This is a genomic window from Peribacillus sp. NPDC076916 (assembly GCF_050269675.1).
GTDB lineage: Bacteria > Bacillota > Bacilli > Bacillales > DSM-1321 > Peribacillus > Peribacillus aracenensis.
In genome coordinates, this window is sequence record NZ_JBNNIU010000005.1 from 225,967 (window position 1) to 238,584 (window position 12,618).

At 41.6% G+C, this 12,618-nt stretch carries 10 protein-coding genes; 8 read left to right on the forward strand and 2 right to left on the reverse strand.

The window, feature by feature from the left end; all coding sequences use genetic code 11:
- Positions 1-46 precede the first annotated feature (46 nt).
- The 3 genes from ACQKFG_RS17815 to ACQKFG_RS17825 all read left to right on the forward strand — a co-directional run bounded on the left by ACQKFG_RS17815 (position 47) and on the right by ACQKFG_RS17825 (position 4,208).
- Positions 47-541, forward strand: a complete 495-nt coding sequence (locus tag ACQKFG_RS17815; RefSeq protein ID WP_349729777.1) for a PH domain-containing protein — start codon at positions 47-49, stop codon at positions 539-541.
- On the forward strand, positions 541-2,004 hold the full coding sequence (locus ACQKFG_RS17820) for a PH domain-containing protein (protein ID WP_342615006.1): 1,464 nt from the start codon (positions 541-543) through the stop codon (positions 2,002-2,004). Before ACQKFG_RS17815 ends, ACQKFG_RS17820 begins: the two co-directional genes overlap by 1 nt.
- A gap of 209 nt (positions 2,005-2,213) precedes the next feature.
- A complete protein-coding gene (locus ACQKFG_RS17825) occupies positions 2,214-4,208 on the forward strand; it encodes a methyl-accepting chemotaxis protein (RefSeq protein ID WP_427561197.1) in 1,995 nt (664 codons plus the stop codon).
- A 50-nt stretch (positions 4,209-4,258) separates the two neighbouring features.
- On the opposite strand, the gene ACQKFG_RS17830 is transcribed toward ACQKFG_RS17825, so the two are convergent.
- A complete protein-coding gene (locus ACQKFG_RS17830; protein WP_427561200.1) occupies positions 4,259-4,804 on the reverse strand; it encodes a general stress protein in 546 nt (181 codons plus the stop codon).
- A gap of 124 nt (positions 4,805-4,928) precedes the next feature.
- Here ACQKFG_RS17830 and ACQKFG_RS17835 point away from each other — a divergent pair, with 124 nt between their 5' ends.
- From ACQKFG_RS17835 to ACQKFG_RS17855, 5 genes are all read left to right on the forward strand, one after another.
- Positions 4,929-5,993 carry a M20 family metallopeptidase gene (locus ACQKFG_RS17835; RefSeq protein ID WP_427561203.1) on the forward strand — a complete coding sequence of 355 codons (1,065 nt, stop codon included), beginning with the start codon at positions 4,929-4,931 and terminating at the stop codon, positions 5,991-5,993.
- Positions 5,994-6,642: 649 nt separating this feature from the next.
- Positions 6,643-7,203: a 3D domain-containing protein gene (locus ACQKFG_RS17840; protein ID WP_427561205.1), complete on the forward strand. Its 561-nt coding sequence runs from the start codon at positions 6,643-6,645 to the stop codon at positions 7,201-7,203.
- A gap of 158 nt (positions 7,204-7,361) precedes the next feature.
- A complete protein-coding gene (locus tag ACQKFG_RS17845; protein WP_349729781.1) occupies positions 7,362-8,273 on the forward strand; it encodes a 2-dehydropantoate 2-reductase in 912 nt (303 codons plus the stop codon).
- Between the two features lie 188 nt (positions 8,274-8,461).
- Positions 8,462-9,730 carry a dicarboxylate/amino acid:cation symporter gene (locus ACQKFG_RS17850; protein ID WP_427561210.1) on the forward strand — a complete coding sequence of 423 codons (1,269 nt, stop codon included), beginning with the start codon at positions 8,462-8,464 and terminating at the stop codon, positions 9,728-9,730.
- A 209-nt stretch (positions 9,731-9,939) separates the two neighbouring features.
- The gene (locus ACQKFG_RS17855; protein WP_427561212.1) at positions 9,940-11,358 is read left to right on the forward strand and encodes an NAD-dependent succinate-semialdehyde dehydrogenase; all 1,419 of its coding nucleotides are present in this window, start codon (positions 9,940-9,942) and stop codon (positions 11,356-11,358) included.
- A gap of 68 nt (positions 11,359-11,426) precedes the next feature.
- Here the strand turns inward: ACQKFG_RS17855 and ACQKFG_RS17860 are convergent, their stop codons facing one another.
- A complete protein-coding gene (locus tag ACQKFG_RS17860) occupies positions 11,427-12,533 on the reverse strand; it encodes an AI-2E family transporter (RefSeq protein ID WP_192207730.1) in 1,107 nt (368 codons plus the stop codon).
- Positions 12,534-12,618 lie beyond the last annotated feature (85 nt).

Here is a 12,618-nt window from a genome sequence, read left to right on the forward strand (position 1 = left end):
GTCGGCTAATCCGTATAAGTATAAAGACATAGTAAGGAGTGAATATATGTATTCAAAGATACAGCCACCAACCAAGAAAATTTCCAAAGAATCAGTGAAGGTTTGGCGGATGACTGAAGCCATTACCAATCTCATTATCTTCGCTGTCCTTGGCATCCTATTATTTATTGATGATTATTTCACTTGGAAAGAATGGATTGGATGGATTTTAAACGGACTTATCACATTATCTTTTTTTCATGCAATCTGGTCCATCTTCATTGAACCGATCTTGTTGCAAAAGTATTGGCGTTACGACGTGAACGAAGAATTCATTCAAACAAAACGTGGAGCCTGGAGTGAAACGCATGAACTCATTCCGATGACGAAGGTCCAATCCGTCAAATTGAACCAAGGACCGTTTTTGCGAAAATATAACCTTTACTCCCTGAGCATTGGAACAATGGGGGACTCTCATGACATACCTGCCATCCCCGAGAAAGAGGCTTATGAATTACGAGATAAAATTGCACATTTCGCAAAAATTAAGGAAGTGGATTAATGATGGAAGAACATGCAAAACGATTACACCCTTTCAAAATCCCCTTCGAGTTTTGGAAATTGCTGAAAGGAAATGCGTTTTTCATCATCATGCTTTATGTCCTGAACTTCGGTTCTGAAAAGATGTATATGAAGGTACTTCAAATCGGTTTTCTAGTTTATTTGATTTGGAAAGTCATTTCCATCATCCTAAAATGGTATACGTATACATACCAAATCAAAGAAGGAACCATATATATTACTTCAGGCCTTATCTCGAAGTCGTATCGAACGATCCCTCTTCATAAGGTACAGAATGTTCAGCAACGCACGACGTTATTTCATAAAATTTTCAGTTTAACCTCTATAACATTCGAAACGGGGATGACTGGCAATCAGGGTACCGTACCTTTTGAGGTGATTTCCCGAAAAGAGGCCGAACGGCTGGAGGGGGAATATGCTTCAAAACAGGAAATTACGGTTATCGAAGTGGAAATTCCCGAAGAGCGTATAACAGAACCAATCAATGGGAAAACGATCCATTTCACACCAACCAAACAAGATGTGCTTAAAGCTTCCTTTACATCACTCAGCTTCCTGGCTCTTATCCCGATATTGGCTACGTTATATAATACACTCGATGATTTTATCAATTTGGAGAATGCCGAAGGGTTTCTTGCCAAGTTATTGGATACGTGGTGGATCATAACCATCGTTCTTGCAGGCCTCATATGTGTCGCCGTCGCCTTCGGAATCGTTTCCACTTTCGTCAAATATGGAAAATATGAAATTTCATCCGATCACGAGCGTATATATATCAAGAAAGGTGTATTGGATGAATCCGCTTTTTCCATTCAGAAAGAAAAAGTACAAGCTGTAGAAATCACCCAATCCATCATTAAAAGATTGCTAGGCTTGGCAGAAGTGAAACTGGTCAGTGCAGGAAATACGGGCGATGAAGAGCTGGAAACGAATACACTCTATCCTTTTTTATCAATTGAACGGGCATATGGGATGGTAGAAGAGATTTTACCCGCTTACAAAGTGGAACAGTCAATGAAGCCCCTATCGAAACAGGCCTTCAAGATTCGAATGCTGCGGCCCAGCTTTTTCTGGATTCTCACAACATTGGCGATTTATTATTTTAAACCCTCCCTATGGTATATCTCGCTGATTTTACTCGTCCTCATTTATTCATTGAGAATAATGGATTACAAAAATAGCCGTTACTTGTTAAATGATGAGTTCATTCAGTTCAAATCCGGAAGTTTGGAAACATCACTATTCATTACCAAAAGAAGCAAGGTCATTCAAATTGAGGTGGAACGTACAAAGTTGCAAAAGCTTTTCGGTCTTGCCACAATTGAAACGATCAACCGCTCCAAGCCGGTACACCATACTAAGCTCCAAGATGTATCCGTTGATTATGCAGACGAGTTTTACACATGGTATATGGGCAGGACAAAAAATATCCAAGTCGAATAGCAATGAATGAATAAAAGAGTTGACCGTGGCGGTCAGCTCTTTTTTTATCTACTTTATCCCCCCTCTCAGACCTAGAATATTTGTAAGCCCACTCAAGTCAAAACTAATATTGGGAATTTTCTAACTTGAAACTTCAAAAAAGTCAAAGCAGACCGAAATATCTTATAGAACCTAAATCAATTTGAGGAATATAAGGAGAATTGTCCAAAATGAAAAGACTGACAGACTGGTATTTTAATTCGCTAAAAAAACAAATTTTGATCCCTTTTTTAGCTTTGATCATGATAAGCGGAATGGCCATCTCTTATATGAGCTATAAAAATAGTATCGAGTTGACGACTCAAGAACTTACCGGAACGACGGAAGAACAAGTCAAGTCAATGAACGATTCTTTCGAAATCTTCTTTCAAAAAACGGAAAATCAATTGGATAGGATCGGTAAGTACCCTATCATGGGTACTTATGATAAGAATCCCGAATCGATAATGGATGAGTTTTCCCATACACAGTCAAGCAGCTCTGAAATAAATGGTTTATACCTTGGCACAGAGAAAGACGGAAAAACATTGATATTCCCAAAAGCTGAATTGCCTGCTGACTTTGATTCAAGACAAAGGGATTGGTATCAATCGGCTCTGAAACAAAAAAACAAGACCATTTGGACGGAACCTTATACGGATCAGGCGACGAATGCACTGGTCATTACGGCAGCAAAAGCAATATATGATGATCGTGACGAATTAATAGGCGTGATTGGTGTCGACATCTCGATTGATACATTGATCACGATGGTCAATCAAACTAAATTCGGTGAAACGGGCTATACGGTTTTGCTGGATAAGAAAGGGGCATTCGTTACACATCCAGACAAGGAAAAAATCCAACAAGATATATCAAAGGAAAATATGTTCAGAAAAATGAAAGGTGCATCCGGTTCAATGATCGAGGAATACGAAGGGCAAAGCCGGATCATCGGATACGCCACCAATCCGACAACTGGATGGAGAATAACAGGGGTAATGGATGAAAATGAAGTGAAAGTCCGTGCAAGCCCGATGGTAATCGATAATATCATCACACTGCTGATCGTCTTTACTGTCACTGCACTGTCTGCCATCTTCATCACCCGTTCGCTAACGAATCCCATTAAAAAGCTGCAGGAATCCATACGGAAAATGGCTGAAGGCGATTTCACAACCAATAATTCCATTTCCAGGAAAGACGAGATTGGGCAACTTGCAGAAGACACCAACTTAATGACCAGGAATATGAGCCATATGTTAGGCGTTGTCAACAACCTTTCCGATAAAGTATCGGAATCCTCCATGACGCTAGTGGCTAGTGCAGATGAAAATTCAGCGGCGGCTAACGAGGTGGCCATGACGATGGAACAAATAGCGGCCGGTGCCATAGACCAAATTGAAGTCGGGCAGAATAACGAAATGGCTGTAAAGCTATTGGCTGATAAAATCCATGATCTTGAATCGCAAGCGAGCAAAATGGCCACGGAATCCGAAAATATGTTCAAGGCTTCCGAAGACGGAATCACTCAAGTGCAAGGCCTAAAACAGCAATTCAATGAAACATCCCTGATTTCCAGTAAGATGAGTACGGCAGTCAAATCATTGGATGCACGCTCCAATGATATTAGTGCAATCGTAAAGACCATAAGCGGGATTGCAGGACAAACGAATTTACTCGCCCTGAATGCCGCCATCGAAGCAGCCAGGGCCGGTGAGCACGGAAAGGGGTTTGCAGTTGTAGCCGATGAAGTGAAGAAATTGGCCCAACAGACGGAAAACTCACTTAAAGAAATCTCTGAAATCATTCAAGCCATGCAAACCGATACAACTAATACCGTTCATTTGATTGATCAAGTCAATCAAAAAATCCATCTTCAGGATACTTCTGTATCGGATACGGAAAATGCCTTCAGTCACATTGCATCCATTATAGCGAACACATTCAGCAATTTCGACGAAATAAAAAAGATGATGAACGATATGGTAAAAGAGGTCACACGAATGGCGAGCAATGCAGAAAGCTTAAATTCGATCAGTCAGGAAACTGCAGCAGGAACTGAAGAAGTATCAGCTTCCGTAGAACAAACGAATGCTTCCATGGAACAATTAAATGCCCTGGCTAGTGAGTTGGATGCCCTATCCCAGGAAATGCACAAAGAAATAAAGAAATTCACATTCTAATCAAAAGAAAGGACGGGTCCTAAGGGATCCGTCCTTTTCTACCTTACGATTCATAGGGTTCTTCTACTGTTCGTAAGCGTTTCATCCGTTTCAGTTATTCCTGAGTAAGAAGAACTGGATTTTCTTGCATTCGAATCGACCAACACAAGCAGCTTGCCACTCTTTACATCCGCTTCATATCGATTAGCTTCGTCTTCAGGTATACCCATTCCGATTAATGTACCGGCCAATCCTCCGGTACCAGCACCTACTGCCGCTCCGGCTAATGTTGCAGCAAGCGGTCCAGCTGCCAGTACCGGTCCGATTCCCGGAATCGCCAATGCACCCACACCAGCCAATAATCCGGCAGTACCGCCCAAAATACCTCCGGTCGCCGCACCAGCTGCGAGCCCCTCCTCAACCTTTGTACCCGTTTCTTCATTCACTGTATTTAATTCTTCTTTATCTTTAGCTACCACCGAAATATCTTCACGATCATACCCTTGGGCCTGTAATGACTCCACAGCCTTTATGGCTTCTTCTCCAGTTTCATATACACCAATTATACGTTTATCCATATCTATCATCCTCCTTAAAGAATGTAAATTGTCGCTCATCCTTTACATACCCCTGGGGATGAAAAGGCTAAACGTTATTTAACAGGAAAATATTTTTGAGTTAACCCTTACTTAGAAAGGGTATATATAATAATAATATGCAAATTTTTAGGGGGTTTTCTTTTTGCTCATCGAGTTACTTAAAGATTTAGTATCTATTGACAGTTCAACGAAAGAAGGAGCTAACCAAGCAGTTGATTACTGTGCGGACTGGCTTAAAAAACAAGGTATTACTGTGAATGTGATCGTAAATAACGGTTATAAAATGCTTGTTAGCGAGATTGGCAGCGGAGAAAAAACGGTAATTTGGAATGGCCATGTCGATGTTGTCAGCGGAACGCCGGATCAATTTTTCCCAGAGGTTCATGAAGGAAACTTATATGGACGCGGGACAGCCGATATGAAAGCTGGAGTTGCAGGGATGATGTGTGCATTTACCGAACTGAAAGATAAGGACTTAGGTTTGAAAATCCAGCTACAGATCGTATCGGATGAAGAGATTGGCGGGTTGAATTGTTCCGGATATTTAGCGAAACATGGTTATAGAGGGGACTTTGTAATCTGTGCTGAACCTACGCAATTGGGAATCGGACTCCAGGCAAAGGGTGCCCTTCGTCTCGATATTGAAGTATCCGGCAAATCTGCACACGGAAGCCGTCCATGGGAAGGCGTGAATGCAATTGAAAAGGCCTATGATCTCTATCAAAAAATAAAGGAACTTCCTTTCACCAGGGATCACACCCCCCTTTACGACTCCCCTTCACTTAACCTAGCAAAAATTAAAGGCGGGGATGTTTATAATAAGGTACCGGATGCCTGTTTGCTAAGCCTTGATATACGCTACCTTCCTACGCAAACAATGGAAGATATCATTGCTCAGATCGAAAGTGTGACAGGAAATAATGTCCACCTTAATATGTACAGTAAACCTGTAAAAACCGAAGAGTCAGACCCATTCATCGCTATGCTTCGCCCGATTATCGAAAGCAACACCAAGCAGGATGCTGTCATTTTTGGGCAGCACGGATCCGCAGATACCGTGTTTTTTGCGGCATATGATATCCCAGCCATTGAATTCGGTCCGAAAGGTGAGAACTGGCATGGAGATAGGGAATGCGTCAACCTTGAATCAGTGGCAGTCTATCAAAAAATGCTAGTCGATTTCGCTTCTGAATTTGTATTAAATTAATCCAAAGCATGAAAAAAAGCCGGCATCACATAGATGTCGGCTCAGTTTATAGACAAAATGAATTCAATTATAAAACACAGTTGATTGGAACGGAAGGTGCGAGACTCCTGCGGGAAAAGCGCGTTCAAGAGAGACCCCACAGGCGCAAAAGCGCCGAGGAGGCTCCCGGACCGCCCGCGGAAAGCGAGTGCCTGGAATGGAAATCAACGTTCGGATTTTTACATACTCTCAAAAATACTGTAGTTTCATCGAGTTGTCTACAGTTTGAGCCGGCATCACATAGATGCCGGCTTTTTTTCATGCTTCGAATATCCTTTCCTACTAAAATAAACCCCACTCAATCGTTCAATATTTCATAGCTTTTTTACAAAATATACAGGACTTTAAAACCAGGGAACGTGTATCCGTATTTTACCTCATTAAACAGGATACGCCATAAAACCAACATTATTTACCAAATATACGCTTATACTGACATAATAAATAATATATTTACATTCAATAGATAAGTCCTTTTGTCCTAGTTTATATTACATTTATTTATCAAAGGAAACCTTTTTGTAACACAATTACTATTCCAGCGAAACATTGTTGTCATAAAGACCTGTTATTCTAAGTCTACGATTTAAAACAAAGGAGACTATTCATTTTGAAAAAAATACTACTTCCACTATTCACTGCTTTCTTTTTGGTATTTAGTTTTTCCGGAGTTTCATCGGCTGCTACTACTACATACAAAGTTAAAAGCGGCGACACACTATGGGGTATCGCCAATAAACATAATATAACAGTCAATCAACTCAAAAGTTGGAACAACCTGAAAAAAGATAACATCCACCCAAAACAAGTTTTAAAGGTCAAGAAAACATCGACATCTGCTAAACCTAAACCTAAAGCTAAAACATCATCATCCAAGAAATATAAAACGATCACCGTGAAGGCAACAGCTTACACTGCGAACTGCAAAGGTTGCAGCGGTATTACAGCATCAGGTCTTAACTTAAAGAAAAACCCTAACGCAAAAGCCATCTCAGTTGACCCTAAGGTCATTCCACTAGGAACAAAAGTTCATGTAGAAGGATACGGGGATGCCATTGCGGCAGATAAAGGCGGCGCAATCAAAGGGAATAAAATTGACGTCTTCTACTCTTCTCACTCAAAAGCTATCAATTGGGGCAGAAAAACCGTTAAAGTAAAAATCTATAAATAATGATAAGTGCCAGCCTGAAACCAAATTCAGGCTGGTTTTTTGTTTTCCCCATTCTTACAAACACCTAAACAACCAGTTTCCCTTCAAACGGGAATATTTACTGAAATTTCAGTAAATGTTATGATTAGTACATCTTAATCAAAAGAGGAGTGTGCACATTGAATATTGTCATTATAGGGGCCGGGGCACTCGGCTCCTACTTTGGAGGCAGGCTGCAGCAGGCCGGGCAGCATGTTCAATACCTTGTCCGAAAAAACCGCGCCAAACAATTGAAAGAAAACGGCATCAGCATAACCAGCCCTCATGGAAACTACCAATTTAACGACCTTCATATCACAGAGAACGTAAATGATATTGAAAAGGTCGACCTTGTGATTCTCGCCGTAAAAGGCCAGCATCTGCAAGGCACCCTTACAGATTTAAAGGTCCTTGTCGAAAAAGGCGCAAAGGTCCTCCCGCTTTTGAACGGGTTGGAACATGTATCCATTTTGCAGGACGAACTGGGCGATGAAGCCGTCTTGGGAGGAAGTGCCTTCATCATCGCCACTCTTGATGAAAAAGGTCATGTCATTCACTCCAATGATAATCACGATTTAATCTATGGCCCGCTTCATCCGTCACAAGAAAAGATTTGTGATGAATTCGAGCAGGCAGCCGGATCAGCTATCATGAAGACTGGCAGAACGGAAAACATATTGATCAGGATGTGGATCAAATACATGTTCATCACCGCTTTCTCCGGTGTGACAACCGCCTCCAACCTCCCTATCGGCACGATACGGAGATTCCCTGAAACCAATGGATTGCTGGAAAAGGTCCTTGTTGAAATGAAGGAGCTTGCGAATGCCTATGGCGTCGGAATTACTGTGGAGAATATTGCACAGGCGTTGGAAAACATGGCAGGCTTACCTGATGAATCCACCTCTTCCATGCACCAGGACCGCCGGAAGGGCCTAACCCTAGAAGTGGAACATTTACAGGGCGGTGCACTGCGCCTTGCCGACAAGGCCGGATTGAAACTTCCTGTGATTGGAACCCTATATGCACTCATAAAACCATTCGAAAATTGATTTTCCCCAATACCGGAACCCCACCGGTATTTTTTTATTGCAGTTTATCAATCTATCATGCCCCCTAATCCCATGACCAAAAAGAACAAAAAGAAAACAATATCACCAAAAGAATATTCTGACTCTTCCTTCTGTTACACTATAACCAAGTTAAGAAAGCGCTATCATATAACAAAGGAGAATGCACCTTGAAAATATTAAAAAATCTTACAGTTCAGGTCATCATCGGTATCATTCTGGGTATAACAGTCGGTTTCTTCTTCCCTGCTTTCGGTGAACAGCTGAAGATATTAGCTGATTTATTTATTAAAATGATTAAAATGGTCATTGCACCAATCATCTTCTTAACCGTCGTAATCGGAATTGGCGGTATGGGTGATATGAAAAAGGTTGGCCGCATCGGCGGAAAGGCACTGCTCTATTTTGAAATCGTTACCACTTTCGCACTTGCCATCGGAATCATCGTAGTCAATCTGCTGGGACCTGGTAAAGGCTTTAACATCGATTCAGTCGAGGGCGGAGATGTATCACAATATACAACAGCCGCTTCCGAAACGGAACATGGCGCCCTTGCTTTCATTTCTAATATCATTCCTGATAATGCCGTTGCCGCACTTGCTGGCGGAGACTTACTCCCTATTCTATTCTTTGCCGTATTATTCGGATTATCAATGGCGGCAATGGGACCGAGAGTGCAGCCAGTCGTTTCTTTCTTTCAGCATATTGCCGATATTTTCTTCGGCATCGTCAGCATGATCATGAAAGTATCTCCATTGGCGGCTTTTGGAGCAATGGCTTATACAATCGGTAAGTTTGGCCTTGGTTCTCTAAGCTCTTTAGGACAATTAATGGGTAGTGTATATATCACAATGGCACTATTCATCGTTCTTATCCTTGGCTCGATCGCAAAAATCTACGGCTTTAATATTTTCAAGTTCATAGCCTATTTAAAAGAAGAAATCCTCTTAGTTTTAGGAACATCTTCGTCGGAATCCGCTCTACCAAGCGTGATGAAAAAACTCGAAAAATACGGTTGCTCAAAATCGGTAGTCGGTTTAGTTGTCCCAACGGGTTATTCTTTCAACCTTGATGGCACATCCATCTACTTATCCATGGCAGCGATTTTCATCGCCCAAGCCTATGGTGTCGATTTAAGCATCTGGCAGGAATTGACCCTTCTAGGAATCTTGATGTTAACATCCAAAGGAGCTGCCGGTGTAACGGGATCCGGTTTCATTACACTTGCTGCAACCTTAGCTGCCTTCCCAATGATTCCAGTTGAAGGAATGGCATTACTGCTGGGAGTCGACCGCTTCATGTCTGAAGCACGCGCCATCACTAATCTAATCGGTAACAGTGTTGCTACAGTGGTCATTTCTAAATCGGAAGGTGAATTCAATTCTAATCAAGCCATCTCAGGTGATCTGCGTGAAGTGGCCGTCTCATCGGAAAAATAAGCGAATCTTGAATGAAGAGGTGTGCAACTTGCACCTCTTTTTTTATGTCTTGCTCCCTTTCTATCAATGAATAGCCGATTTTCTATAAATAGCCAATCAAATAAATTTCAGAATTACTGAAAAGTGTTTATACTTTTATATAAAGGTAAAAGTATATAGTTAAAAGTTTTAGTAGTTTGATGGATTTAACCAAATTAGGAGGTTTTATCATGAAGGATTACGGATTATTTATTAACGGTGAGTGGTCGGATTTTGGATTGGATAAAATTGAAGTGAGAAACCCGGCAACAGATGAAGTTGTTGCCACCGTTCCTAAAGGCGGTGCAACTGAAGCGGCGAAGGCTGCAGATGCCGCATATGAAGCCTTTACGGGCTGGGCTGCACTCTCGGTCTATGAACGTGCTGAACTTATTTGGAAATGGCATCGATTGATTGATGATAATAAAGAAGAACTAGCCAAAATCATGACTGAAGAGCAAGGCAAGCCTCTTAAAGAGGCTCTTGGTGAAATGACATATGCAAATGGCTTTTTATCTTGGTTTGCCGAAGAAGGAAAACGGGTGTATGGCGAAACGATTCCTGCTTCCGTATCCAATAAGCGGCTTTTCGTGACAAAACAACCTGTCGGAGTTGTAGCTGTCATTACGCCTTGGAACTTTCCTGCAGCCATGATTACAAGAAAAGTTGCACCGGCACTTGCAGTCGGCTGCACAGTCGTCATTAAACCGGCAAACCTGACTCCCATAACAGCTCTAAAAATGGCTGAATTGGCTGAAGAAGCTGGCATTCCAAAAGGAGTCATCAATGTCGTGACAGGAAAATCATCAGAAATCGGCGAAACTTGGCTTCAAGATACAAGGGTTCGTAAATTGACGTTCACCGGTTCTACAGAAGTCGGTAAAACCCTTATGAGAGGCTCAGCTGAAACGGTAAAGAAAATCTCGCTTGAACTTGGGGGTCACGCACCCGCAATCGTTCTTGAGGATGCCGACCTTAATAAAGCGGTTGATGGCATCATCAGTTCGAAATTCCGTAATGCAGGACAAACATGCGTCTGTTCAAATCGCATTTATGTCCACGAAGCCATTCAAGAAGCCTTCATCAAAAAGCTCGTTGCCAAGGTCAAAGAACTAAAGGTAGGAAATGGACTGGAGAATGGCGTCGATATCGGTCCGCTTATCGATCAAAATGCAGTTGATAAGGTTCAAAAACAAATTGATGAAGCAATCAGCAGCGGTGCTAAGCTCGAAGCTGGCGGTAAATCAATAAGCGGCCTTTTTCTTGAACCAACCGTACTATCCAACATTGATGACAGCATGCTCTGCATGAATGAAGAAACATTTGGTCCTTTAGCTCCAATCGCCTCCTTCAAGACTGATGAAGAGGCAATCAAAAGGGCAAATGACTCCATCTTCGGTTTGGCAGCTTACGTCTTCACTGAAAATATCACCAAGGGCATCAAATTCACCGAGGCACTTGAATTCGGTATTGTTGGCTTGAACGATGGACTTCCTTCCGTTCCGCAAGCTCCATTTGGCGGATTCAAACAAAGCGGGCTCGGCCGCGAAGGTGGACATCAAGGCATCGAAGAATTCCTGGAAGTAAAATATATTTCCTTAGGTTTGTAACCCATTTAGGCACTTTTGCTCCTTCACTAAGAAAACGGGCCCGACTTAATTGAGTCGGGCCCATTTTTTCATTCCAATATATCTTCTTCAAGCTTTTCCTCTTTTCGGATCCTGATGAATTTTACGATATTCAATACAATCGTTTTAACAACGGAATAAGTCGGAACGGCCAAAATCATACCGATGATACCAGCAATGTTTCCGGCGACGAGCAAAAGGATGATGATGGTTAGCGGATGAGTGTTCAATTTCTTCCCGATGACTAACGGCGAAATGACATTACCATCCAGTTGCTGAATGACCGTTACAACAAGAATGACCAATAACGCTTCGGTCGGTGAATGAATCAACGCCACAATGACCGCAGGAGCTGCTCCGATAAACGGACCTACATATGGAATGATATTGGTTACCGCACCAATCAGCGCAAATAAGAACGCGTAAGGCAAACCAATGATTAAATATCCAATGAACGTTCCAATTCCGACAAACATGCAAACTAGCATCTGTCCTTGAATATAAGTAGCAAGCGTCTCTCCCGTTTCCTTAAGTACCGTTAAAGCTGGTTTTCTATAGCGAACGGGTACGAATTTCATAATGGCAGCCGGAAGCTTATCTCCATCCTTCAACATATAAAACAGAATGAAAGGAACCGTCACGACCACTAACGTAATATTCGTCACTACACTGAAAACCGAAGACAAACTATTAGTTATATTACTCGGTAAATTCGTCAAATATTTTTGAAGCGAATCTCCTACTTCTTGCAAAGGAACATAATCTTGTTCCACCGTCCACAAAAACCATTTTGACTCAGCTGAGTCTTCAATGAACTTTCTTACTTGATTGAAATAATCCGGGAGGTTATTGACTAAATCCGTAACCTGTTTGGACAGTGACGGGCCAACCAGACCGACCAGCAAACTAATCAATCCCAGGAAAAATACATATAGCAATAATATCGATAATCCCCTAGGCACCCTTCTTTTAACCAGGAAATCAACAGTGGGGTTGAACAAAAAGTAGAGAAAACCTGAAATCAAGATTGGAAAGAACAATGTAGATGTAAAGATGACTATCGGTTCAAAAAGAAAAGAAATCTTAGTACCAACATAAAAAAGTAAAGACAATAGTAATAACTCTAACGTCCAAAAATGTAATTTTGTCTTGAACAAATTATCTCCTCCACTATAACCATTCTATTTAACTCCCTATTTCTAAGGAAACAACATCATAAATACGAAAAATCCTATGTATGAT

What these genes read in the sequence shown, in the direction of transcription:
- ACQKFG_RS17815 (WP_349729777.1), top strand. Translation starts at nt 47, where the DNA reads ATGTATTCAAAGATACAGCCACCAACCAAGAAAATTTCCAAAGAATCA.
- ACQKFG_RS17825 (WP_427561197.1), top strand. Translation starts at nt 2,214, where the DNA reads ATGAAAAGACTGACAGACTGGTATTTTAATTCGCTAAAAAAACAAATT.
- ACQKFG_RS17830 (WP_427561200.1), bottom strand. Translation starts at nt 4,804, where the DNA reads ATGAGCGACAATTTACATTCTTTAAGGAGGATGATAGATATGGATAAA.
- ACQKFG_RS17855 (WP_427561212.1), top strand. Translation starts at nt 9,940, where the DNA reads ATGAAGGATTACGGATTATTTATTAACGGTGAGTGGTCGGATTTTGGA.
- ACQKFG_RS17820 (WP_342615006.1), top strand. Translation starts at nt 541, where the DNA reads ATGATGGAAGAACATGCAAAACGATTACACCCTTTCAAAATCCCCTTC.